Annotated in this window: 1 protein-coding gene and 2 rRNA genes (1 of these 3 only partly in view); 2 read left to right on the top strand and 1 reads right to left on the bottom strand. The window is 41.9% G+C overall.

The window, feature by feature from the left end; genetic code table 11:
- Positions 1-658: 658 nt before the first annotated feature.
- Positions 659-779: ribosomal RNA gene (rrf, locus tag D1Z92_RS18025) — 5S ribosomal RNA — on the bottom strand.
- A 1,215-nt stretch (positions 780-1,994) separates the two neighbouring features.
- Here rrf and D1Z92_RS18020 point away from each other — a divergent pair.
- Entirely contained in the window at positions 1,995-2,177 is a 183-nt protein-coding gene (locus D1Z92_RS18020) for a hypothetical protein (RefSeq protein ID WP_001232349.1), read from the top strand.
- Positions 2,178-2,717: 540 nt separating this feature from the next.
- Positions 2,718-4,208 (top strand): 16S ribosomal RNA (locus D1Z92_RS18015); it runs 319 nt beyond the window's last position.

Here is a 4,208-nt window from a genome sequence, read left to right as displayed (position 1 = left end):
AGAAAGATGTAAGAGACAAGTGAACAGTGAACAGTGAACAGTGGGGACATTTTTTTTTTTTTTTTTTTTTTAAGTAAATGGCAGTTTCTAGGGAATGATGATGGCAAGTTCCAGAGAGGCAGCGTAAAAGGATGAGGCTACTGGGAAGAAGAAAGAGGAAAAGTGCAAGATGAATAGCCAGTGCAATATATACATGTATACTTAACAGATATGGAATGGTTGGCGAAGTAAATTTTTGGCGACGCGGCGACGCGGCGACGCGGTATGCGGAGTTGTAAGATGTACTACGATCATATAGTGTAATGCGGCAAAATGTTAGTGCAGGAAAGCGGGAAGGAATAAGAAGCAACTAAACGAGGGTGTAGAAAAAGACGAAGAGGAAAGTATTAACCGTAGAAGAGAGGGAAATGGAGGGAAGAGAACAAAACCGGAGTGTTTTTTTTTTTTTTTTTGTAGGAATATCGGAGGAGAATATTGTTTGTACATATCAAGTAGTAGCAACCCAATGAGCATAATGGAGTGCTTAACTCTTCAGAAGAAGAGTGCAGCTGGATAGTGCGAATTTTTCTGAATCGAATGGTAGGTTAGTTATGGGATTTAGCATAGGAAGCCAAGAAACTAGAAAAAAAAAAAAAAAAAAAAAAAAAAAAAGAAATAAAGATTGCAGCACCTGAGTTTCGCGTATGGTCACCCACTACACTACTCGGTCAGGCTCTTACCAGCTTAACTACAGTTGATCGGACGGGAAACGGTGCTTTCTGGTAGATATGGCCGCAACCGATAGTTTAACGGAAACGCAGGTGATATGAGGGCAGGGTCCAGACATGTTCAGTAGGTGGGAGTGAGAGGTGTTATGGGTGGAGGACAATTTTTATTATATTTCATCTAATAGCAATAGGATATGACAGGTGAAAAAGCAAAAGCAATAGTGCATTGTGATGTGGAGAATAAGGTGCATACGATGAAAAAGGTGATTTGTCATTTACAAGAGGTAGGTCGAAACAGAACATGAAAGTTGGTCGGTAGGTGGCATGCAGAGGTAGTTTCAAGGTGACAGGTTATGAAGATATGGTGCAAAAGACAAATGGATGGTGGCAGGCATAGTAAAATGATGGTGTGGAAGACATAGATGGTATTTGTTTTGCATTTACGGCACCGGATGCGGGCGATAATGACGGGAAGAGATTTAGTATGTGGGACAGAATGTCGGCGGCAGTATTGAGACCATGAGAGTAGCAAACGTAAGTCTAAAGGTTGTTTTATAGTAGTTAGGATGTAGAAAATGTATTCCGATAGGCCATTTTACATTTGGAGGGACGGTTGAAAGTGGACAGAGGAAAAGGTGCGGAAATGGCTGATTTTGATTGTTTATGTTTTGTGTGATGATTTTACATTTTTGCATAGTATTAGGTAGTCAGATGAAAGATGAATAGACATAGGAGTAAGAAAACATAGAATAGTTACCGTTATTGGTAGGAGTGTGGTGGGGTGGTATAGTCCGCATTGGGATGTTACTTTCCTGTTATGGCATGGATTTCCCTTTAGGGTCTCTGAAGCGTATTTCCGTCACCGAAAAAGGCAGAAAAAGGGAAACTGAAGGGAGGATAGTAGTAAAGTTTGAATGGTGGTAGTGTAATGTATGATATCCGTTGGTTTTGGTTTCGGTTGTGAAAAGTTTTTTGGTATGATATTTTGCAAGTAGCATATATTTCTTGTGTGAGAAAGGTATATTTTGTATGTTTTGTATGTTCCCGCGCGTTTCCGTATTTTCCGCTTCCGCTTCCGCAGTAAAAAATAGTGAGGAACTGGGTTACCCGGGGCACCTGTCACTTTGGAAAAAAAATATACGCTAAGATTTTTGGAGAATAGCTTAAATTGAAGTTTTTCTCGGCGAGAAATACGTAGTTAAGGCAGAGCGACAGAGAGGGCAAAAGAAAATAAAAGTAAGATTTTAGTTTGTAATGGGAGGGGGGGTTTAGTCATGGAGTACAAGTGTGAGGAAAAGTAGTTGGGAGGTACTTCATGCGAAAGCAGTTGAAGACAAGTTCGAAAAGAGTTTGGAAACGAATTCGAGTAGGCTTGTCGTTCGTTATGTTTTTGTAAATGGCCTCGTCAAACGGTGGAGAGAGTCGCTAGGTGATCGTCAGATCTGCCTAGTCTCTATACAGCGTGTTTAATTGACATGGGTTGATGCGTATTGAGAGATACAATTTGGGAAGAAATTCCCAGAGTGTGTTTCTTTTGCGTTTAACCTGAACAGTCTCATCGTGGGCATCTTGCGATTCCATTGGTGAGCAGCGAAGGATTTGGTGGATTACTAGCTAATAGCAATCTATTTCAAAGAATTCAAACTTGGGGGAATGCCTTGTTGAATAGCCGGTCGCAAGACTGTGATTCTTCAAGTGTAACCTCCTCTCAAATCAGCGATATCAAACGTACCATTCCGTGAAACACCGGGGTATCTGTTTGGTGGAACCTGATTAGAGGAAACTCAAAGAGTGCTATGGTATGGTGACGGAGTGCGCTGGTCAAGAGTGTAAAAGCTTTTTGAACAGAGAGCATTTCCGGCAGCAGAGAGACCTGAAAAAGCAATTTTTCTGGAATTTCAGCTGTTTCCAAACTCAATAAGTATCTTCTAGCAAGAGGGAATAGGTGGGAAAAAAAAAAAGAGATTTCGGTTTCTTTCTTTTTTACTGCTTGTTGCTTCTTCTTTTAAGATAGTTATCTGGTTGATCCTGCCAGTAGTCATATGCTTGTCTCAAAGATTAAGCCATGCATGTCTAAGTATAAGCAATTTATACAGTGAAACTGCGAATGGCTCATTAAATCAGTTATCGTTTATTTGATAGTTCCTTTACTACATGGTATAACTGTGGTAATTCTAGAGCTAATACATGCTTAAAATCTCGACCCTTTGGAAGAGATGTATTTATTAGATAAAAAATCAATGTCTTCGGACTCTTTGATGATTCATAATAACTTTTCGAATCGCATGGCCTTGTGCTGGCGATGGTTCATTCAAATTTCTGCCCTATCAACTTTCGATGGTAGGATAGTGGCCTACCATGGTTTCAACGGGTAACGGGGAATAAGGGTTCGATTCCGGAGAGGGAGCCTGAGAAACGGCTACCACATCCAAGGAAGGCAGCAGGCGCGCAAATTACCCAATCCTAATTCAGGGAGGTAGTGACAATAAATAACGATACAGGGCCCATTCGGGTCTTGTAATTGGAATGAGTACAATGTAAATACCTTAACGAGGAACAATTGGAGGGCAAGTCTGGTGCCAGCAGCCGCGGTAATTCCAGCTCCAATAGCGTATATTAAAGTTGTTGCAGTTAAAAAGCTCGTAGTTGAACTTTGGGCCCGGTTGGCCGGTCCGATTTTTTCGTGTACTGGATTTCCAACGGGGCCTTTCCTTCTGGCTAACCTTGAGTCCTTGTGGCTCTTGGCGAACCAGGACTTTTACTTTGAAAAAATTAGAGTGTTCAAAGCAGGCGTATTGCTCGAATATATTAGCATGGAATAATAGAATAGGACGTTTGGTTCTATTTTGTTGGTTTCTAGGACCATCGTAATGATTAATAGGGACGGTCGGGGGCATCAGTATTCAATTGTCAGAGGTGAAATTCTTGGATTTATTGAAGACTAACTACTGCGAAAGCATTTGCCAAGGACGTTTTCATTAATCAAGAACGAAAGTTAGGGGATCGAAGATGATCAGATACCGTCGTAGTCTTAACCATAAACTATGCCGACTAGGGATCGGGTGGTGTTTTTTTAATGACCCACTCGGCACCTTACGAGAAATCAAAGTCTTTGGGTTCTGGGGGGAGTATGGTCGCAAGGCTGAAACTTAAAGGAATTGACGGAAGGGCACCACCAGGAGTGGAGCCTGCGGCTTAATTTGACTCAACACGGGGAAACTCACCAGGTCCAGACACAATAAGGATTGACAGATTGAGAGCTCTTTCTTGATTTTGTGGGTGGTGGTGCATGGCCGTTCTTAGTTGGTGGAGTGATTTGTCTGCTTAATTGCGATAACGAACGAGACCTTAACCTACTAAATAGTGGTGCTAGCATTTGCTGGTTATCCACTTCTTAGAGGGACTATCGGTTTCAAGCCGATGGAAGTTTGAGGCAATAACAGGTCTGTGATGCCCTTAGACGTTCTGGGCCGCACGCGCGCTACACTGACGGAGCCAGCG

Source organism: Longirhabdus pacifica (genome assembly GCF_004115085.1).
Classification (GTDB): domain Bacteria; phylum Bacillota; class Bacilli; order Paenibacillales; family DSM-105158; genus Longirhabdus; species Longirhabdus pacifica.
This window is presented reverse-complemented; position numbering and strand designations above follow the sequence as displayed.